At 73.4% G+C, this 18669-nt stretch carries 15 protein-coding genes; 4 read left to right on the top strand and 11 right to left on the bottom strand.

Going from position 1 to position 18669, the window contains the following annotated elements:
* The first annotated feature begins 60 nt into the window (after window positions 1-60).
* Complete coding sequence (locus AB0A97_RS30200) at window positions 61-1248, top strand: hypothetical protein (RefSeq protein ID WP_361155715.1); 1188 nt, start codon at window positions 61-63, stop codon at window positions 1246-1248.
* A 313-nt stretch (window positions 1249-1561) separates the two neighbouring features.
* Here the strand turns inward: AB0A97_RS30200 and hflX are convergent, their stop codons facing one another.
* The 6 genes from hflX to miaA form a co-directional block, all read right to left on the bottom strand.
* On the bottom strand, window positions 1562-3049 hold the full coding sequence (gene hflX / locus AB0A97_RS30195) for a GTPase HflX (protein ID WP_361155713.1): 1488 nt from the start codon (window positions 3047-3049) through the stop codon (window positions 1562-1564).
* Window positions 3050-3273: 224 nt separating this feature from the next.
* Complete coding sequence (locus AB0A97_RS30190) at window positions 3274-5055, bottom strand: M1 family metallopeptidase (protein WP_361155711.1); 1782 nt, start codon at window positions 5053-5055, stop codon at window positions 3274-3276.
* 375 nt (window positions 5056-5430) lie between these two features.
* On the bottom strand, window positions 5431-7734 hold the full coding sequence (locus AB0A97_RS30185) for an HD domain-containing protein (protein ID WP_361155709.1): 2304 nt from the start codon (window positions 7732-7734) through the stop codon (window positions 5431-5433).
* A 196-nt stretch (window positions 7735-7930) separates the two neighbouring features.
* Window positions 7931-8872, bottom strand: a complete 942-nt coding sequence (dapF, locus tag AB0A97_RS30180) for a diaminopimelate epimerase (RefSeq protein WP_361155708.1) — start codon at window positions 8870-8872, stop codon at window positions 7931-7933.
* 143 nt (window positions 8873-9015) lie between these two features.
* Window positions 9016-9585 carry a hypothetical protein gene (locus AB0A97_RS30175; RefSeq protein WP_031008147.1) on the bottom strand — a complete coding sequence of 190 codons (570 nt, stop codon included), beginning with the start codon at window positions 9583-9585 and terminating at the stop codon, window positions 9016-9018.
* Between the two features lie 107 nt (window positions 9586-9692).
* Window positions 9693-10631 (bottom strand): tRNA (adenosine(37)-N6)-dimethylallyltransferase MiaA, encoded by a 939-nt coding sequence (miaA, locus tag AB0A97_RS30170; protein WP_361155707.1) that lies wholly within the window; start codon window positions 10629-10631, stop codon window positions 9693-9695.
* A 182-nt stretch (window positions 10632-10813) separates the two neighbouring features.
* Between miaA and AB0A97_RS30165 the strand changes: the two genes are divergently transcribed.
* Window positions 10814-11104: a gliding motility protein gene (locus AB0A97_RS30165; protein WP_361155705.1), complete on the top strand. Its 291-nt coding sequence runs from the start codon at window positions 10814-10816 to the stop codon at window positions 11102-11104.
* A 38-nt stretch (window positions 11105-11142) separates the two neighbouring features.
* The gene (locus AB0A97_RS30160) at window positions 11143-11409 is read left to right on the top strand and encodes an antitoxin (protein ID WP_361155703.1); all 267 of its coding nucleotides are present in this window, start codon (window positions 11143-11145) and stop codon (window positions 11407-11409) included.
* Window positions 11410-11600: 191 nt separating this feature from the next.
* Here the strand turns inward: AB0A97_RS30160 and AB0A97_RS30155 are convergent, their stop codons facing one another.
* Both AB0A97_RS30155 and miaB read right to left on the bottom strand, forming a co-directional pair.
* On the bottom strand, window positions 11601-12311 hold the full coding sequence (locus tag AB0A97_RS30155) for a class III extradiol dioxygenase subunit B-like domain-containing protein (RefSeq protein WP_361155702.1): 711 nt from the start codon (window positions 12309-12311) through the stop codon (window positions 11601-11603).
* A gap of 107 nt (window positions 12312-12418) precedes the next feature.
* Window positions 12419-13903: a tRNA (N6-isopentenyl adenosine(37)-C2)-methylthiotransferase MiaB gene (miaB, locus tag AB0A97_RS30150; RefSeq protein WP_361155700.1), complete on the bottom strand. Its 1485-nt coding sequence runs from the start codon at window positions 13901-13903 to the stop codon at window positions 12419-12421.
* A 78-nt stretch (window positions 13904-13981) separates the two neighbouring features.
* Between miaB and AB0A97_RS30145 the strand changes: the two genes are divergently transcribed.
* Entirely contained in the window at window positions 13982-14983 is a 1002-nt protein-coding gene (locus AB0A97_RS30145) for a TAXI family TRAP transporter solute-binding subunit (protein WP_361155698.1), read from the top strand.
* Window positions 14984-15099: 116 nt separating this feature from the next.
* On the opposite strand, the gene AB0A97_RS30140 is transcribed toward AB0A97_RS30145, so the two are convergent.
* The 3 genes from AB0A97_RS30140 to AB0A97_RS30130 all read right to left on the bottom strand — a co-directional run bounded on the left by AB0A97_RS30140 (window position 15100) and on the right by AB0A97_RS30130 (window position 18669).
* A complete protein-coding gene (locus AB0A97_RS30140; protein WP_361155884.1) occupies window positions 15100-16440 on the bottom strand; it encodes a DEAD/DEAH box helicase in 1341 nt (446 codons plus the stop codon).
* A gap of 325 nt (window positions 16441-16765) precedes the next feature.
* Window positions 16766-16969 carry a cold-shock protein gene (locus AB0A97_RS30135; RefSeq protein WP_031008163.1) on the bottom strand — a complete coding sequence of 68 codons (204 nt, stop codon included), beginning with the start codon at window positions 16967-16969 and terminating at the stop codon, window positions 16766-16768.
* A 293-nt stretch (window positions 16970-17262) separates the two neighbouring features.
* On the bottom strand, window positions 17263-18669 hold the full coding sequence (locus tag AB0A97_RS30130) for a HAMP domain-containing sensor histidine kinase (protein WP_361155696.1): 1407 nt from the start codon (window positions 18667-18669) through the stop codon (window positions 17263-17265).

Genomic DNA, 18669 nt, shown 5'->3' with positions numbered 1-18669 from the left:
GCCGCCCGGGGCCGGACGGGGGCCTGTGGCAAGCCTGAACAGACCAGGGGGAGTTCACCCATGCGATCCATACGTCGGCCGGTCCTGGCCGCGGCCGCCCTCACCGCCGTGGTGGCGCTGACCGCCACCGGCTGCGGGCCCGAGGGCAACCAGGCGGACGGCAAGCCCGGCCAGTCCGCGGAACAGGGCAGCGCGGGCGGGGGTGGCTTCACGATCCCCAGGGACATCCAGGACAAGCTCAAGGAACACGGCGTCGACCTGGACAAGTGGAAGAACGGCGAGTGGAAGAACTGGGACAAGGACAAGTGGCTCCGCGAGGCCAGTGAGTTCATCAACCCGATCATCAAGGGGCTGTGGGACCCGGACCGGGCGAGCAAGGCCAAGCCGCCGAAGGAGCCCACGCCCAAGGACATCTCGGGTGACCAGGGGCGTACCGACCCGGACCCGCGTCCGGTCCAGGCCAAGGCCGTCAAGCCGCCGTTCGGCCAGAACGCGCCCGGCCTCGGCAAGATCTTCTTCGACACGCCCGAGGGCCACGCGGTCTGCTCCGGCGCGGTGGTCAAGGACCCGGCGCACCCGGGCAAGTCGAACCTGGTGTGGACCGCGGGCCACTGCGTGCACGCCGGCAAGACCGGTGGCTGGTACCGCAACATGATCTTCGCCCCGTCGTTCAACGACACCGGCAAGAGCGCGGCCCAACTGGAGAACGCCTCGCGTGAGCAGATGTTCCCCAAGGGCGTGTGGTGGGCCGACGGCGCGTCGACCTCCAGCCAGTGGATCGGCCAGGGCGGCGCGCAGGGCAACAGCGTGCCGATGGCGCCGTACGACTTCGCCATCATGCACGTCACGCCGGAGAAGGGCGCGGGCAGCAAGTCCCTCGAAGAGGTCGCCGGTGGCGCCTACTCGGTCGACTTCAACGCTTCGGCGATCCCGGACATCAACAGCATCACCGCCCAGGGGTACCCGGCCGAGGCGCCGTTCGACGGTGCGACGCTGCAGCAGTGCACCGACAAGCCGGGCCGGCTCTCGATGGACGCCAAGAAGCCGACCATGTACCGCATCGGCTGCCTGATGACCGCCGGCTCCTCCGGCGGCCCCTGGTTCGCCAAGGGCTCGGACGGCAAGCCGGCGCTGGTGTCCAACACCTCGATCGGCCCGCGTCCGGCCGGCTGGCTGGCGGGCCCGCACCTCGGCCCGGAGGCCAAGAGCCTCTACAACGCGATGAGCAAGAAGTTCGCGTCGAAGTAGAAGTAGACGCGGGCGACCCGAGCGGCGGGCACCCGGTACGCGCCGGGTGAGCGAGCGCGACGGCCGCGTACCCGTGCGACCAGGTACGCCCGGTTACGACCGGGTACGACCGGTACCGGATACGCGGCCGTCGCGAGACCTCCGCGAACCGCCCGACGACTTCGTCTGCGGGCACCCTTGCGGGGAGCCCGCGGCGCGGACACGGCGAAGGCCCGCCCCGATCCATTCAGGGGGCGGGCCTTCGCCGTACTACCTGCGTGCAGCGTAAGCAGTTGCCCGCGGTGCGACGCGCACGGCGCCTACGGCTGCCGGATCACGCGGCGGGGGCGTACGGCCGGAACTCGGCGGCCAGCTCCTCGTGCACCCGCGCCTTGAGGACGGTGCCCTCCGCGACGTGCTCCTCGGAGATCACCTCGCCTTCGGCGTGTGCCCGCGAGACCAGCGCGCCCTGGGTGTACGGCACCAGCGCCTCGATCTCGACCTGCGGGCGCGGCAGCTCCTCGTCGATCAGGGCGAGCAGCTCGTCGATGCCCTGGCCCGTACGGGCCGAGACCAGCAGCGCGTGCTTCTCGTTGCGCAGCAGCCGCTGGAGGACCAGCGGGTCGGCGGCGTCCGCCTTGTTGACGACGACGATCTCCGGTACGTGGGTGGCGCCCACATCACGGATCACCTCGCGCACGGCGGCCAGCTGCTCCTCCGGCACCGGGTGCGAACCGTCGACCACGTGCAGGATGAGGTCGGAGTCGCCGACCTCCTCCATCGTGGAACGGAACGCCTCGACGAGGTGGTGCGGCAGGTGGCGGACGAAGCCGACGGTGTCGGCGAGGGTGTAGAGCCGCCCGCTGGGCGTCTCGGCCCGGCGCACGGTCGGGTCCAGGGTGGCGAACAGCGCGTTCTCCACCAGGACGCCGGCCCCGGTCAGGCGGTTGAGCAGGGAGGACTTGCCCGCGTTGGTGTAGCCGGCGATGGCCACCGAGGGGACCTTGTGGCGACGGCGTTCCTGCCGCTTGATGTCGCGGCCGGTCTTCATCTCCGCGATCTCCCGGCGCATTTTCGCCATCTTCTCGCGGATCCGCCGACGGTCCGTCTCGATCTTGGTCTCACCGGGACCACGTGTGGCCATACCGCCGCCCGCGGAGCCGGAGCCACCGCCACCCATCTGCCGGGACAGCGACTGGCCCCAGCCGCGCAGCCTGGGCAGCATGTACTGCATCTGCGCCAGCGAGACCTGCGCCTTGCCCTCTCGGGACTTGGCGTGCTGGGCGAAGATGTCGAGGATCAGGGCCGTACGGTCGACGACCTTGACCTTGACGACGTCCTCCAGGTGGATCAGCTGGCCGGGGCTCAGCTCACCGTCGCAGACCACCGTGTCGGCGCCGGACTCCAGGACGATGTCGCGCAGCTCCAGGGCCTTGCCGGAGCCGATGTAGGTGGCCGGATCGGGCTTGTCGCGGCGCTGGACCACGCCGTCGAGCACCAGCGCGCCGGCGGTCTCCGCCAGCGCGGCCAGCTCGGCGAGGGAGTTCTCCGCGTCCTGCGCCGTGCCCGTGGTCCAGACACCGACCAGTACCACGCGCTCCAGGCGCAGCTGGCGGTACTCGACCTCGGTGACGTCTTCGAGCTCGGTGGACAGCCCGGCCACGCGGCGCAGGGCGGCCCGCTCCGTGCGGTCGTACTGCGCGCCGTCACGGTCCCCGTCGATCTCGTAACTCCAGGCGACGTCCTCTTCCATCAGGGCGTCGGCCCGGCGGCTCTCGGGGAGGCGCTGTCGGTCCTGTGGAAGGGAAGAAGAGGAGGTCATTTGATCCTTTGCGTCGTTGGGACGTCCCGTACGGGGCCGCGTGGCCCCGGGACTCTCGATCGTGACAACGTCCGGCCCGCCCGGGAGATTCCCGGTGCCGGCCCCGTCATCGGCCAGACGATGGTCGCACGACCGCTGGTCGCCGTCACACGGGTTTTCCGGGCGAGGGGGACGGGAGGAGCGTGGGGGCGGCGGGCCGGGTCTTCCCGGACCGGGCGGCGGGCTCATCCGCGCGGCTTCGCGCCGCCCGGGCTGCCCGCAGGCTTCCCGGCAGGCTTCGCACCAGGCCCGTTCGCAGGCTTCGCCGCCGGTTTCCCGGCCGCCTGCCCCGAAGGCTTCGCGCCCGGCTTGCCCGCAGGCTTCGCGCCCGGCTTCCGTGCCGGGGGCTGCGGGGTCCGATGGTGGCTCTTCCAGTCCGGGTGGCCCGGCATCGGCGGTGTCTTCGCGTCGTACAGCCAGCTGCGGAAGAAGCCGCCGAGGTCCTGGCCCGAGATGCGGGAGGCCAGCGCGACGAAGTCGGCGGTGCCCGCGACGCCGTCGCGGTACCGGGTCACCCAGGTGCGCTCCAGCCGGTCGAAGGCGGCGTGTCCGATCTTGGCGCGCAGCGCGTACAGCACGAGGGCGCTGCCGTCGTACATGACCGGGCGGAAGATGCCGGTCTTGTTGCCGGGCGTGGGGGCCTTCGGTGCCCCGGGCGGGCCGCCTTCGGCGCGCATCCGGTCCGAGACGCTGTAGGCGCGCCGGGTCCGCTCGTCCATGGACATCTTGGAGTGCTCGTGCGCGTAGAGCTCCTCGTACCAGGTGGCGTGCGACTCGTTGAGCCAGGCGTCCGACCAGGTGCGCGGGGTGACGCTGTTGCCGAACCACTGGTGCGACAGCTCGTGGATCATGATCGCTTCGACGTACCAGCGGGGGTACTGCCGCGTGGTGAACAGCCGCTCCTCGAAGAGGGACAGCGTCTGGGTCTCCAGCTCGAAGCCGGTCTCGGCCTGGGCGAGCAGCATGCCGTACGTCTCGAAGGGGTAGCGGCCGACCTTGCGCTCCATCCAGGCGAGCTGGCCGGGCGTCTTGGCCAGCCAGGGTTCCAGACGCTTGCGGTCGGCGGCCGGTACGACGTCGCGGAGCGGCAGGCCGCGCGGCCCGGTGCGCCGGACGACGGCGGAGCGCCCGATGGACACCTGCGCCACTTCGGTGGCCATGGGGTGGGCGGTGCGGTAGACCCAGGTGGTCATGGCGGGGGCCGCCCGCTCCTGCCGTACGTCCGGCCCGGTACGGATCGCGCTCCTCGCCGGCCTCGGCGGGGCGCCCGGGTGGCGTGCCACGCGCGTTCCGTTGGCGACGACCGTCAGTCCTTCGGGCGCGGTGACGCGGAAGGTGTAGAGGGCCTTGTCCGAGGGGTGGTCGTTGCCCGGGAAGACGCGGTGTGCGGCGTCGACCTGGTTGGCCATCACCAGCCCGTCCTTCGTGCGCAGCCAGCCGATCTCCTTGTCCTTGCCGCCCTTGGGGGGACGCGGGTCGCTGGTGTGCCGGACGACGATCCGTACCGGGGTACCGGCCCGCACGGTGCGGTGCGGCGTGACGATCAGGTCCTCGCCGCGGCTGACGTGGGCCGCGGGCCGGCCGTCGACCTCGACGGACCGGACGGTGCCGTGGGCGAAGTCGAGGTTGATGCGCCGCAGGCGGGTGGTGGCGCGGGCGGTGATCTTCGTGACGGCGTCCAGCGGCCGGTCGTTGCGGCCGGAGTACGTCAGGGCGATGTCGTACGCGCGGACGTCGTACCCCGGGTTGCCGAGGTGCGGGTAGAGCCGGTCGCCGACGCCGAGCGGCGTGGCGTCCGGCAGAGCGGCGGCGACCAGCGCGGCGGCGGCGAGCAGACCGAGGACGCTCCGGCGGCGGGCGGCGGCCCCGGAGCGGCGGCGCGGACGCGGGCCGGGCGTGGCGCCTTCGGGGTCCCGGCCGGGGGCGGAGCCGGGGCCGGTGGCGGGGTGGGACGAGGAAAGCGGCATGACAAACCGCTATCAGCGCGGTGCGCCCGCCCGTGGCCGACGCGACAGTACGGCACCCGAACGGGGGGATCCGTGCGCCCGTCGAGGCTGGAGGGGCGCGTGCGGATGCCGGGCCGCGCCAAGACCGAACCGCACCACGATCGAACCGCAGGAAACCGGACCGCAGGAAAACCGGACCGCACGAGAACCGGACCGCACGAGAACCGGACCGCACGGGTACCGGGTCACAGGAGCCACGGACCACCTGGGTCTCCCGGCCGCCTCGGATACCGGGCCATGTGGCGCCCCGGCCCCCGCGCGCCCGGGGCCGCTCCGGCGTGCGCCGCCACGCCCCCGCGCGCCATGCCCCCGCGCGCCCTGACCGCGCGCCTCACCTCAAGAACGCGCCGCCACCGTCGACTGCGCCCGCCCCGCCCGCAGCACGTCGAAGACGCCCGGCACCTGCCGCATCGCCCGCATCAGGGACGGAAGTTTGGCCGCGTCCGGGAGGTGGAGGGTGTAGGTGTGCCGTACGCGCTGCTCACGGGGCGGTTCGACGGCGGCGGCGACCACGGCGGCGCCTTCGGCGGCGATGGCCTCCGTGAGGTCGGCGAGCAGGTGCGGCCTGGTGAACGCCTCCGCGAGGAGGGTGACCCGGCAGCCCTGTACGCGGTTTCCCGCGCCGCGCCAGCGTGCGCCGACCGGCTGCCGGCCGGACGCGGCCATTCGGGCCACCACGGGACACAGCGCCCGGTGCACGGTGACGATGCCGCCCCGGACGGCGAAGCCGGTGACGTGGTCCGGCGGTACGGGGGTGCAGCAGCCCGCCAGGCGTACGGTCGCGCCGGGCAGATCGGTGGACAGCCCGGCGGTGTCACCGCCGTGACGCCCGGACGCCGCGGCGGCCCCGGGGCCCCGCGTCTCGCCGGTTCCGCTCGGTGCGCCCGCCCCCACCGGGCCCTCCCCCGCCTCCGCGCCGGGATGAGCGGCCAGCCAGCGCGAGATGGCGAGCCGGGCCGCCGGGGTACGGGTGTGGTCGAGCCAGTCCGGGGAGGGTCCGGCGGCGGAGTCGGGGGCCATGAGCAGGTGCAGGCTGTCGCCGTCGCACAGGACCGTGGACAGTGTCGCCAGGCGGCCGTTGACGCGCGCGCCGATGCAGTGGTGTGCCCCCTCGCCGTACAGCGCGTACGCGGCGTCCACGCAGCTCGCACCGGCGGGCAGGCCGACGGTGCCGGTGCCCGCGCGGTCCGTCACGACCGTGCCGCTCCCGTCGTCGAAGCCGCCCTCCGCGCAGAAGACCGTGATTTCCCGGTCCTGCGCGAGATCGTCGCGCAGCGAGGTCCAGAACGTGTCCGGGTCGGGGGTGGCGCGCTGCCACTCCAGGAGGCGGCACAGCCATCCGGGCTGGGTCGGGTCGACGCGCTCGCCGTCCTCGGCCGACGGCCCTCCCGCCGCGCCGCCCGCCGCCCCGGACGGGTCGGAGCCGTCCGCGGGGGCGTACGGGTTGCCCAGCGCGATCACCCCGGCTTCCGCCACCCGGTGCATCCGGTGGGTCCGGATGAGCGTTTCGGCAATGGCGCCGTCCTCGTCCGAGACGGCGGTGTGCAGCGACTGGTAGAGGTTGAACTTCGGTACGGCGATGAAGTCCTTGAACTCCGAGACCACCGGGGTGAAGCAGGTGTGCAGCTCACCGAGGACCGCGTAGCAGTCGGCGTCCTCGGCGACGAGCACGAGCAGCCGGCCGAGGTCCGCGCCGGTGACCGCGCCGCGTGCCAGGCGCACCCGGTGCACGGAGACGAAGTGCCTTGGCCGGATGAGGACTTCGGCGTCGATGTCGGCCTCGTCCAGGACGGTGCGCACCCGCTCCGCGATGGTGTCGAGCGGGCCCGGGCGGCCGGCGTGGCCGAGGACGAGAGCCCGGGTGGTGGCGTACTCCTCCGGGTGCAGGATCGCGAAGACCAGGTCCTCCAGCTCACTCTTGAGCGCCTGCACGCCCAGCCGTTCGGCGAGCGGGATCAGCACGTCCCGCGTCACCTTGGCGATCCTGGTCTGCTTCTCGGGGCGCATCACGCCGAGGGTGCGCATGTTGTGCAGCCGGTCGGCCAGCTTGATGGACATCACGCGGACGTCGTTGCCGGTGGCGACCAGCATCTTGCGGAAGGTCTCGGGCTCGGCGGCGGCACCGTAGTCGACCTTCTCCAGCTTGGTCACGCCGTCGACCAGGTAGCAGACCTCCTTGCCGAACTCCCGGCTCACCTGATCGAGCGTCACTTCCGTGTCCTCGACGGTGTCGTGGAGGAGGGAGGCGGTCAAGGTCGTGGTCTCGGCGCCCAGTTCGGCCAGGATCAGGGTCACCGCGAGCGGGTGGGTGATGTACGGCTCACCGCTCTTGCGCATCTGCCCGCGGTGCGAGGACTCCGCGAGCGCGTAGGCCCGGCTCAGGGTGTCCAGGTCGGCGTCCGGATGGTGGGCCCGGTGGACCTTCGCGACGTGCTCCAGGGCGTCCGGCAGGCCGTCGCGGGGGGCCGGCCCGAGCAGCGCGGCCCGGCCGATGCGCCGCAGACCGCGCAGTTCCAGGCGGGGGCGGCCGCGTCTGCGATGGGAGGCTTCCCCCAGGTCGGACGGACCGGCCTGGGCAGCGGACGGACCGGCCTGGGCAGGCGCGACGGGGTTACCAGGGTTCGTGGCCTCTGCGCTCATGGGCACCTCCGGCGGCGTCGACCGGCGGTTGGGCGTCCGCAGTCAGTCGCCCGGGCCGGTGCTTGATGCTACCGAGCCCATCACGCAGCGCTGTCCCGCTCTCGCCCAGCGTGAACCGGATCACCCATTCGAGGTAAGCACCCTGGGTCGTGCCCCGGGCGGGCGCCCGGCCGGGGTCACGCCCCGGGCCCACGGCTCAGCCCAGGGCCGTGACCAGCCAGGCGGGGTCCAGTGCTCCCTCGCCGACGATGACCGCGGGGCCGGTCATCTCGACCGTGCCGTCCGGCAGCTCGGTGATCGTCAGGCTGCCGCCCAGCACGTCGACCGTGTAGGTGACGGGGCTGCCGGTGACCGCGGGGTCGACGCCGTCCCGGCGGGCGGTGGCGACGGCGACGGCGCAGGCGCCCGTGCCGCAGGAGCGGGTCTCGCTGGCGCCGCGCTCGTGGACGCGCATCGCCACATGACGCGGGCCGCGGTCGGCGACGAACTCGATGTTCACACCGTCCGGGTAGACGGCGGCTGGGCTGAACGGCGGGATCTCGCGCAGATCACCGGCGTGGCCGAGGTCCTCGACGAAGGCGACGGCGTGCGGGTTGCCCATGCTGACGTTGCGGGCGGGCCAGCTACGGTCGCCCACGGTGACCGTCACGCCGTCCGGGAGCAGCTCGGCACGGCCCATGGAGACCGTGACCTCGCCGGTCGCGGTCAGGCGTGCCGTACGCACACCGGCGCGGGTGGCGATGGCCAGCTCGCCCTCGCCGGCCAGACCGGCGTGCTGGAGGTAGCGGGCGAAGACGCGGACGCCGTTGCCGCACATCTCGGCGACGGAGCCGTCGCCGTTGCGGTAGTCCATGAACCACTCGGCCTCGCCGGCCATGGCGCGGGCCGCGGGATCGGCGGCGGAGCGCACCACGCGCAGCAGGCCGTCGCCGCCGATACCGGCCCGGCGGTCACAGATCCGGGCGACGGCGCCGGCGGACAGCTCCAGGACGCCGTCCGGGTCGGGGACGATCACGAAGTCGTTCTCCGTGCCGTGCCCCTTGAGGAAGGCGATGCCCCGGCCGGGGCCGCCCGCGGCGGTCGTGGCGGCGCTCACTGCGGCCTCCGTGGCCTCTGCGGTCCCCTGTGCGTTGGTCATGCCTGCATCGTACGGCGCGGCAGTGACAGTCGGTGGCCCCGCCCCGGCCGACGGATGTTCCGGCTCCGGCCCCGGCGGATGTCCCGACGCCGCCCCAGGCGTGTCCTGTGCTCGGTGCCGCCTCCGGCCCCGGCGTGCTGCGATCAGTGCAACCGGGCGACGCGCCACACGGCGAGCAGGGCCAGGACGGCCACGACCGCGGCGTACGCCAGGACGACGCGCCAGTCCGGGCGGCGACCGGAGCCGCGGGCGGGCAGACCCGGCCAGGTGTGGCCGACCCGGCGGGCGGCCATCATGCCCCAGCCCGCGGCGCAGCCGAAGAGCAGCAGACCGAGCATGGAGATCACCGCGCCGCCGTCGCCGCCGAACTCGAAGGCCAGCGGGAAGGCGAACATCAGCGAGCCGAGGATGGCCAGGCCCACGATCGGCGCGAGCTGCCAGATGCGCAGCCGGCGCGGCGGGCGCAGTTCCCGGAAGGACTCACCGCCTCCGGCCGCCTCCCCGGGGCCGTCCCCGGTGTCCAGAGGCGCCGGGCGAACCGGTTCTCCCAGGGCGTCCGGGCCGTCGGGACCGACCGCCGCCGCGTGGTCCAGGGCAGGCCCGTCCGGGCCGGCGGCCCCGGGTCCGTCCTGGGTCAGCGACTCGGTCGCGTCCCGCTGTCCGTCTCTCGGCCCGTCCGGTTGCTGCGGTCTGTTGCGAGGGCCGGCCTCCATCGCCACGCGCCCTCCCCACTCCGACTGCACGCCTCGATCGAAGGTCGATGATGACACGCTCCCGGGGGCACGGATGACGGGCGGAGCGTCCCGATGCCATGACGTGATCAGGCTGTGACCGGTCGTTCGACCAACGCCAGCGCCCGCCCCGGGAGTTCCGCGCGGTCCGCGGCGGCGCCGCTGAGCCAGTGGACCCGGGGGTCCCGGCGGAACCAGGAGTCCTGGCGGCGCGCGAAGCGCTTGGTGGCACGGACCGTCTCGGCCCGGGCCTGCTCCTCCGTGCACTCCCCCGCGAGCTGGGCGAGCACCTGCTGGTAGCCGAGGGCGCGGGAGGCGGTACGGCCCTCGCGCAGCCCTTCGCCCTCCAGCCGCTGCACCTCGTCGACCAGCCCTTCCTCCCACATCCGGTCCACCCTGCGGGCGATGCGGTCGTCGAGTTCGGGGCGTGCCACGTCGACGCCGATCTGCACGGTGTCGTAGACCGCCTCGTGCCCGGGGAGGTTGGCGGTGAAGGGGCGGCCGGTGATCTCGATGACCTCCAGGGCGCGCACGATGCGGCGCCCGTTGCTCGCCAGGATGGCGCGGGCGGCCTCCGGGTCGGCGGCGGCGAGCCGGGCGTGCAGGGCGCCGCTGCCCTGCTCGGCGAGCTCGGTCTCCAGCCGGGCCCGCACCTCCGGGTCCGTGCCGGGGAAGTCCAGGGCGTCGATGGCGCCCCGTACGTACAGGCCGGAGCCGCCGACGAGGACGGGGGTGCGGCCCTCGGCGAGCAGCCGGTCGATCTCGGCGCGGGCCAGCCGTTGGTACTCGGCGACGTTCGCGGCCCGGGTCACGTCCCAGATGTCCAGGAGGTGGTGCGGGACGCCGTGGCGCTCGGGCACCGTCAGCTTGGCGGTGCCGATGTCCATTCCCCGGTAGAGCTGCATGGAGTCGGCGTTGACGACTTCGCCACCGAGATGGCGGGCGAGTGCGACGCCCAGATCGGACTTTCCGGCCGCGGTGGGACCGACGACGGCGATGACCCGGGGTGCGGGAACTGCGGTGTTCACCGGCCCAGTCTCGCAAACCTGCGGGCCACATCTCGAACGAGCGACGTGACGGCTCGCCTCCGTGTTCGTTGCCTGTTGCGAGGTTCCGGCCGCCGGTTCACGGACCGGGGCCCGCGGGCGGCGCAATGGGACGCTCCGGGCGCCCCGGGATTTCGCCCACACGAGTAGGCTATGGAGTAGTTATGGGCGTGTTTTCACGGTTTCGTCGCAAGGCAGCAGAGGCATCGACGGAGGAAGCCGCCGCCGCCACGCTGACGGCGGAGCCGTCGGCTCCGGAGGGCGGGGAGCCCGCCGCCGAGCAGTCCGCCGAGGCCGCTACGGAGGCGGAGCAGGGCGCGGCGGCAGCCGCGGACGGGAAGCCGTCCGCGGAGGAGGCCGGCGAGGCGGCGATCGCCGAGGGGGTCGAGATCCCCAAGCAGCAGTCGGCCGAGGAGGCTGCGGACCGCGAAGCCGGGGAAGGCGCCCGCAAGTAGGACGCACGCCGCACGAAGCAGCACGAAGGAAGGTGCCCATGGGTCTGCTGGACAACCTCAAGGCCAAGCTCGGTCCTCTGAAGAGCAAGGCCGGTGACCTCGCGCAGCAGCACGGGGACAAGATCGAGCAGGGGCTCGACAAGGCCGCGCGGGCGGTCGACGAGAGGACCAAGGGCAAGTACAGCAGCCAGATCGGCACCGGTGCGGGCAAGGCGAAGGACGCCCTCGGCCGGCTGTCCGAGGAGTCCCGCCGCACCGGGGGCCAGGGCTCCGGCGGCTCCGGCCCGCAGGGACCGGCTTCCTGACCTTTTCGCCGGGCCCGCGGCGGGGCGGCCCGGACGGACGGCACCACGGCCGCGGAGCGACCCGCTCCGCGGCCGTCGCGCGGTCCCGGGGGGGCGCGGCGAACGCCGCTTCCGTACAGCTCAGAGCCAGCTCCCGCCGTTCCCGTACGCCTCGGCACACTTCCGTACGCCTCGGCACGCTCCCGTACGCCTCAGGACCAGGCCGCCACGAAGTACCCCACTCCGTACGGCGCCTCCTCGCGCAGCAGCTCGCCGTGCAGACCGGCGCCCTGTGCGGCGCCTGCCAGGACCTGCCAGCAGGACCGGCCCGAGACCTTCAGCTCCTCCGCCAGCTCCGCGTCCAGCCCGGTCAGCGCCTCGGTGTCGGCGGCGCCCAGGGCGCGTCCCACGGCGGCGTCGAAGTCCTCGGCCCGCTCGTCGTAGTAGCCCGGCGCCTTCACCGTGCGGCACGCGCTGCCGTCGCCCATGACCAGCAGGGCGACCCGCTCCGCCGATGCCGCGATGTCCCGTCCGGCCTGCACGCAGCGGTCGGTGGCCAGCGGTTCGCCGACGCCCAGCCCTGCCATCGGCGCGTCGGCCCAGTCCGTACGGGCCAGCAGCCAGGCGCCGACCGACAGCGACGGTGGAAGCGGCCGTTCCGGGGTGGTCCCGGCGGCGCCCAGGCGGACTTCGAGGTCCACGCCGAAGCCGCGGAACGAGCCCACCGCGCCCTGTTCGTACGGCCCGCAGCCGGCCTCTCCGGCGGGGCCGACGACGACCAGACGGTCCGGCCGGGCCGCCGCGAGCACGCCGATCGCGTCGAGGGCGGCGGCCCGCAGGCCGTCCAGCTCGGGTGCGGCTCCGGAGGCGACCTCCGGGACGAGCACCGGCGGACACGGGCAGACGGCGGCGGCGACAAGCATGGCTGGAACCCTAGCAAGGCCGCGGCGCCGGGCCCGCGGTCCCGGGCGGCGGGTCCGCGACGCTTCCGGCGCCGGTCGTACGGGGCGGCTGTCCCGCCCTCACGCCGTCAGTCGCACCCGCAGCCCGCGGCCGGGGCCGGGGCCGGGGCCGGGGCGCCGATCGTCGGCAGGCCGAGCATGACGCCGGCCGGCTTTTCGGCCGGTGCGGCGTTGCGCTTCTCCCAGGCGTCGCCCGCGCGCGTACGGCGGACGGCCTGGGCGGGGCCCTCGGCGAGCAGGTGGTGCGGCGCGGCGTAGGTGATCTCGACGGTCACCATGTCGCCGGGGCGGACCGGCTCCTCGGGGCGGGTGAAGTGCACCAGACGGTTGTCGGGCGCGCGGCCGGACAGGCGGCGCGTGGCGTCGTCCTTGCGCCCCTCGCCCTCGGCGACCATGACCTCCAGCACGCGGCCGACCTGCTTCTTGTTCTCCTCCCAGGAGATCTCCTCCTGGAGGGCCACCAGCCGCTCGTAACGCGCCTGGACGACCTCCTTGGGGATCTGGCCGTCCATCGTGGCGGCCGGGGTCCCGGGGCGCTTGGAGTACTGGAAGGTGAAGGCCTGAGCGAAGCGGGACTCGCGGACCGTGTGCAGGGTCTGCTCGAAGTCCTCCTCGGTCTCGCCCGGGAAGCCGACGATGATGTCCGTGGAGATGGCGGCGTCCGGCATCGCGGCGCGCACCTTCTCGATGATGCCGAGGAAGCGCTCCTGGCGGTACGAGCGGCGCATCGCCTTGAGGACCGTGTCCGAGCCGGACTGCAGCGGCATGTGCAGCTGCGGCATCACGTTCGGCGTCTCGGCCATGGCGGCGATGACGTCGTCGGTGAAGTCGCGGGGGTGCGGCGAGGTGAACCGGACCCGCTCCAGCTCTTCGATCTTGCCGCAGGCGCGCAGCAGCTTGCTGAACGCCTCGCGGTCGCCGATGTCGGAGCCGTACGCGTTGACGTTCTGGCCGAGCAGGGTGATCTCGGAGACGCCCTCGCCCACCAGTGCCTCGATCTCGGCGAGGATGTCGCCGGGGCGGCGGTCCTTCTCCTTGCCGCGCAGGGCCGGGACGATGCAGAAGGTGCAGGTGTTGTTGCAGCCCACGGAGATCGAGACCCAGGCCGCGTACGCGCTCTCGCGGCGGGTGGGCAGCGTGGAGGGGAACGCCTCCAGCGACTCGGCGATCTCGACCTGGGCCTCCTCCTGGACGCGGGCCCGCTCCAGGAGCACCGGCAGCTTGCCGATGTTGTGCGTCCCGAAGACCACGTCGACCCAGGGGGCCTTCCTGACGATGGTGTCGCGGTCCTTCTGGGCCAGACAGCCGCCGACGGCGATCTGCATCCCGGGCCGCGCGGCCTTGCGGGGCGCGAGCTGGCCGAGGTTGCCGTAGAGCCGGTTGTCGGCGTTCTCCCGCACCGCGCAGGTGTTGAAGACGACGACATCGGCCCCGTCGGCGCCCTGCGGCGCGGGGACGTATCCGGCGTCCTCCAGCAGGCCCGACAGCCGCTCGGAGTCGTGGACGTTCATCTGGCACCCGTAGGTGCGCACCTCGTATGTCTTCGCACTCATCTCAATCGACCAGGGTACGTGCTTCCACCGTCACCTCGCCCCTCCCTTTCCCGGTACCGGGCTGGCAGGATCCCGCCCATGGTTTCCGCATTCCCCCGTTCCGGCGGCCGCCGGGCGTTCCTCGCGGTTGCCGCGGTACTGGCCGTACTCGGCCTGCTGCTGTGGTGGCTGCCGCCGGTGGTGGCCAGGCCGCCCGCGCCCGGCGGGCAGCTCACGCTGTCCACCGGCGTGCGCTCCGGGGTGTACGCGCGCTACGGGGAGCTCCTCAAGCAGGATCTGCGCCGGGACCTGCCGCGGGTGGACGTACGGCTGATGAACAGCGCGGGGTCACTGGACAATCTGGAGCACCTGGCGACCGGGAAGGCGCAGTTCGCGATCGCGACCGCGGACGCGGTGGCCGAGCGGCAGCGTCTCCATCCGCGGCAGGCGGCAAGGCTGCGGGCCTGCGCGCGGCTGTACGACGACTACCTGCAACTGATCGTGCCCGCGGACTCACCGGTCGGCTCGGCCAAGGACCTCGGGAAGCTGCGCGTCGGCGTGGGGGCGGACGGCTCCGGCGTCCAGCTGACCACCCGGCGGCTGGTCGCGGCGGCCGGGCTGGACTTCGACCACGGCATCGAGGCGGTGCGGGTCGGCATCGACCGGATGCCGAAGCTACTGGAGGAGGGGAAGCTGGACGCCTTCTTCTGGTCGGGCGGGCTGCCGACCTCGGCCGTGCAGCAGGTGGCCCGGCGGATGCCGATACGGCTCGTCCAGCTCGGGGACCTGATTCCGGCGCTGCACCGGCAGGGCGGGCGGAGCCGTCACTACCGGGCGGCCGTGATGCCGGCCGACGCCTATCCGCTGGTCCAGAAGGGGCAGGCGGTCAGGACGATCGCGGTCGCGAATCTCCTGGTCACCACCGACCGGCAGGACCCGGTTCGGACGGAGGCGATCACCCGGACCGTCATAAGGAGCCGGGACCGCATCGGTACCGAGGTGCATGCCGCGCAGAAGGTGGATCTGCGGACCGCGGTGTTCACCGATCCGCTGCCGCTGCACGAGGGCGCGCGGCGTTATTACGTGTCGGAGAAGCCGTAGGCGGCGTTACGACGTGCCGGAGCAGCCGTAGCGGGCCGTTCCCGGGAAGGGGCGGCTTCCGAGGTGCCCGAAGGCGCCGGGGCGTGCGCGGACTTCCGTGCACGCCCCGGCGCGCGTCATGCCTTGGGCGCCCGCGGGGTGCGCGGCGCCTTGGGGGCGCGGGAGGGACGCCGGGACGGACGGCCGCCGCCCGCCGCGCCGGTGCCGCCGCCCGCCGCGCCGCCGGAGCCACCGCGGCGCGGACGCCGCCGCCCGCCGCCGCCCGTGGACTTGGGCCGGTCCTGCTGCGCGGGGACGGCGATCACGACCGGCTGGCCGGACGGCGCCTGGGCGCCCGTGATCCGTATGAGCTCGCTGTCGCCGGGCCGGACCCGGGCCGTACCGGGGGTGATCTTCGCCCGGGACATCAGCCGGGTCATGTCCCGGCGCTGGCCGGGCGTGACCAGGGTGACGACGGTGCCCGACTCGCCGGCTCGCGCGGTACGGCCGCCGCGGTGCAGGTAGTCCTTGGCCTCGGTCGGCGGGTCGACGTTGACCACGAGGTCGAGGCCGTCGATGTGGATGCCGCGGGCGGCGACGTTGGTGGCGATCAGCGCGGTGGCCTGGCCGGTGCGGAACTGCTCCAGGGTGCGGGTGCGCTGCGGCTGGGACTTGCCGCCGTGCAGCGCCGCGGCCCGTACACCCTGCGACAGCAGGTGCTTGGTCAGCCGGTCGGCGCCGCGCTTGGTGTCCACGAACATGATCACGCGGCCGTCGCGGGCGGCGATCTCGGTGGTGGTGGCCCGCTTGTCGGTGTCGTCCACGTACAGGACGTGGTGCTCCATGGTGGTGACCGTCGCGGCCGACGGGTCCACGGAGTGGGTGACCGGGTCGGTCAGGAACCGGCGCACGAGCTTGTCGACGTTGCGGTCCAGCGTCGCGGAGAACAGCATCCGCTGGCCGTTCGGGTCCACCTTCTCCATCAGGCGGGTGACCTGCGGCAGGAAGCCCATGTCGGTCATCTGGTCGGCCTCGTCGAGGACGGTGACGGTGACCTGGTCGAGCTTGCAGGCGCGGCGGTCCAGCAGGTCGGCGAGCCGGCCCGGGGTGGCGACCAGGATCTCGGCGCCCTTGCGCAGCGCGTCGACCTGGCGGTTGATCGAGGTGCCGCCGACGACCGTGGTCGTGCGCAGACCGACCGCGGTGGCGTACGGGGCGAGCGCCTGGGAGACCTGGGTGGCCAGCTCACGGGTGGGCACGAGCACCATCGCGAGGGGGCTCTTGCTCTCGGCGCGGCGCCCCGCCGTACGGCTGAGCATCGCCAGTCCGAAGGCCAGGGTCTTGCCGGAGCCGGTCCGGCCGCGGCCGAGGACGTCCCGGCCCGCGAGGGTGGCGGGCAGCGTCGCGGCCTGGATGGGGAACGGCTCGGTGACGCCCTGCGCGCGCAGCGCGGTGAGAAGGGCCGGTGCCAGCGGCAGCTCGTCGAAGGAGACGGCGGGCGGCTGGGGGGCCGTCCGCGGGGACGGCTGGGATGCGGCGCTCTGTCGCGGTGCGGTCGCTCGGGTCACTGAAAGCCCTTCTGTGGCGGGAGGCCGAGCGCGTACGGCACGGTGCCGTGCGGTCTCGGGCCGCATGGGTACGGGGTGTACGCATACGGGTGTCGTGCGGCTGCGGTGTGCTCGCGCGACGACGTTCGGCGCGGACGGCGAGCCGCGCGGGGACGGGGGTACGGCGGTGGGCCGTACGGATACGGACGGGGCCCGCACCGGCCGGTGCGGGCCCCGTCCGCTGACGTGCGGTCCGTCAGGCGGGGATGATGTTCTCCGCCTGCGGGCCCTTCGGGCCCTGGGTCACGTCGAAGCTGACCTTCTGGCCCTCCAGGAGCTCACGGAAGCCCTGCGCCTGGATGTTCGAGTAGTGGGCGAAGACGTCGGGGCCGCCGCCGTCCTGCTCGATGAAGCCGAAGCCCTTTTCCGCGTTGAACCACTTCACGGTGCCGGTGGCCATGTTTTTCTCCTTCTAGGGGCAAACCGAAGACCGCACTGCGCGGCCTCCCTGTCGCCGAGATGATCGCCCCACACCGGAGAAAGGTCCGGAAAAACAAGGAACGCCCGGGGCTTCCAGCCACCGGGCGCGCACAAAGTTCATGGGTACCACAACTGCAACACCGTCAACGGTAACACAACACTTTCACGGTCCTGAAGCGGGCTGTCCGGGGCCGGACCTGGAACGGGCCCGGACCGGGCCGGGACTGGTCGGGACCGGGACCGGTCGGGACCGGGACTGGTCGGGACCGGCGGTCACGGCGCGCTGCGCGGCACCACCACGGTCACCCGCAGCCCGTGCGGCCGGTGCGGCGCGAAGGAGAGCGTGGCGCCGCCGGCGGCGAGCAGCGCGCGGGTGATCGACAAGCCCAGCCCGGAGCCGGAGACGTTCTGGTGGCGGCCGCTGCGCCAGAAACGGTCACCGATCCGGGCCAGCTCGTCCTCGGTGAGGCCGGGGCCGTGATCGCAGACGGTGATCCGTACGCACTCGCCGTCCGGCGCCACCCCGACAGTGACCCGTTCCCCGGCGGGCGTGAACTTCAGGGCGTTGTCGACGAGGGCGTCCAGGGCGCTGGACAGGGCGACCGGATCCGCCCAGCCCGTCACGGCCCGCTGGCCCTCGTAGGACAGCAGCACCCCTTTGTCGTCGGCCAGCGGGCGCCAGGAGCCGACCCGCTCGGCGGTGAGCGCGGCGATGTCGGTGAGCTGGAGGTCGGCGGCGGCGTGCTCGGCCAGCGCCAGGCCCAGGAGATCGTCCAGGACCCGGGCCAGGCGCTTGCCCTCCGTACGGACGGAGGCGATCTCCTCGTTGCCGTCGGGGAGTTCCAGGGCGAGGAGTTCGATGCGCAGCAGCAGTGCGGAGAGCGGGTTGCGCAGTTGGTGGGAGGCGTCGGCGACGAAGGCTCGCTGCTGTTCCAGCACCTCCTCGACGTTGTCGGCCATCTCGTTGAACGAACGGGCCAGGCGGCGGAGTTCCGGGGGGCCGGAAGCGGCCGCGACCCGGGACTTCATCCGGCCGGTGGCGATGTCGTGACTCGCGGCGTCCAGGACGCGCACCGGGCGCAGCACCCAGCCGGTGAGCCGGAAGGCGGCGCCCACCGCGACGAGCATGGCCGCGCACTCCCCCGCCCCGATCAGCAGCCAGCCGTGCAGGGTGCGGGAGCGCATCCGCCCGGTGGGCGAGTCGGTGACGACGACGGCCACCACGTCACCGTCCCGGACGACGGGCGAGGCGACGGGGATCCGGCCGCCGTCGTCCCAGGGCCAGATCTGGTGCGGGTCGTGGCTGCGGCGGCCCGCCAGGGCCTCGCTGAAGGCCCGTGCGCCTTCGCCCTCCTCCGGTACGCGCCAGTCGGCGGGGGCCGCCGCCATGGGCGTCCCGTCGCGGAAGAACACGCCGGCGCGGATGCCGTAGAGCTGGTGGTAGCGCTTGAGTTCGGCACTCAGCGTGGCCTGCCGTTCGTCCTCGTCGGGGGTCTTGCCGGCGCCCGGGCGGGCGGTGACGTACTGGGCGAGGGAGGCGAACCGCGCCGCGTCGTCGATCCGGTCGACGACCACCCGCTGTTGTTCGACGCCGGCGGTGATGCCGGCGAGCGGGAAGCCGAGCGCGAGCAGCACCCCGGCCATCAGGACGATCAGGAGCGGGAGGAGTCGGGTGCGCAC

Origin of the sequence: Streptomyces sp. NPDC045470, assembly GCF_040646595.1 — a bacterium.
Classification (GTDB): domain Bacteria; phylum Actinomycetota; class Actinomycetes; order Streptomycetales; family Streptomycetaceae; genus Streptomyces.
This window is presented reverse-complemented; position numbering and strand designations above follow the sequence as displayed.

What these genes read in the sequence shown, in the direction of transcription:
- AB0A97_RS30155 (WP_361155702.1), bottom strand. Translation starts at nt 12,311, where the DNA reads ATGCTTGTCGCCGCCGCCGTCTGCCCGTGTCCGCCGGTGCTCGTCCCG.
- miaB (WP_361155700.1), bottom strand. Translation starts at nt 13,903, where the DNA reads ATGAGTGCGAAGACATACGAGGTGCGCACCTACGGGTGCCAGATGAAC.
- AB0A97_RS30160 (WP_361155703.1), top strand. Translation starts at nt 11,143, where the DNA reads ATGGGTCTGCTGGACAACCTCAAGGCCAAGCTCGGTCCTCTGAAGAGC.
- AB0A97_RS30135 (WP_031008163.1), bottom strand. Translation starts at nt 16,969, where the DNA reads ATGGCCACCGGCACCGTGAAGTGGTTCAACGCGGAAAAGGGCTTCGGC.
- AB0A97_RS30190 (WP_361155711.1), bottom strand. Translation starts at nt 5,055, where the DNA reads ATGCCGCTTTCCTCGTCCCACCCCGCCACCGGCCCCGGCTCCGCCCCC.
- AB0A97_RS30175 (WP_031008147.1), bottom strand. Translation starts at nt 9,585, where the DNA reads ATGGAGGCCGGCCCTCGCAACAGACCGCAGCAACCGGACGGGCCGAGA.
- AB0A97_RS30185 (WP_361155709.1), bottom strand. Translation starts at nt 7,734, where the DNA reads ATGAGCGCAGAGGCCACGAACCCTGGTAACCCCGTCGCGCCTGCCCAG.
- AB0A97_RS30200 (WP_361155715.1), top strand. Translation starts at nt 61, where the DNA reads ATGCGATCCATACGTCGGCCGGTCCTGGCCGCGGCCGCCCTCACCGCC.
- dapF (WP_361155708.1), bottom strand. Translation starts at nt 8,872, where the DNA reads ATGACCAACGCACAGGGGACCGCAGAGGCCACGGAGGCCGCAGTGAGC.
- AB0A97_RS30145 (WP_361155698.1), top strand. Translation starts at nt 13,982, where the DNA reads ATGGTTTCCGCATTCCCCCGTTCCGGCGGCCGCCGGGCGTTCCTCGCG.
- hflX (WP_361155713.1), bottom strand. Translation starts at nt 3,049, where the DNA reads ATGACCTCCTCTTCTTCCCTTCCACAGGACCGACAGCGCCTCCCCGAG.
- AB0A97_RS30165 (WP_361155705.1), top strand. Translation starts at nt 10,814, where the DNA reads ATGGGCGTGTTTTCACGGTTTCGTCGCAAGGCAGCAGAGGCATCGACG.